The 273-nt window shown below is 41.0% G+C and carries 1 protein-coding gene; it reads left to right on the forward strand.

The genetic code is table 11. The annotated features are described in order from the left end of the window. Positions 1-75 precede the first annotated feature (75 nt). A partial coding sequence (locus tag SB822_RS57135; RefSeq protein ID WP_410859111.1) for a DUF4049 domain-containing protein occupies positions 76-273 on the forward strand: 198 nt, incomplete at its 3' end.

Raw genomic sequence — 273 nt, forward strand, 5'->3', positions numbered from 1 at the left:
GTTACTGAGTCGTACAAACCCATCTGGAACTGGAAAATATCGCAATATAATGTATCTGATATTAAATTCGAAACAATGATAAACCCCCAGTTCGCTGACAGAATCTATTTCTCCAATTGTTTACCCGTTGATCCCACAAGTACCAGACCAACCTATTTTGGTGATACCGATGGCTCAGTCGGTGCAGTTTTGTTCGCGCTTTTCGCAACGGGACATTTGGGAATCATGGCTGAAGGAGAAAATTTCCTTAGCCAGTTGCTTAATATAGAAGAT

Source organism: Paraburkholderia sp. SIMBA_054 (genome assembly GCF_046534875.1).
Classification (GTDB): Bacteria; Pseudomonadota; Gammaproteobacteria; order Burkholderiales; family Burkholderiaceae; genus Paraburkholderia; species Paraburkholderia hospita.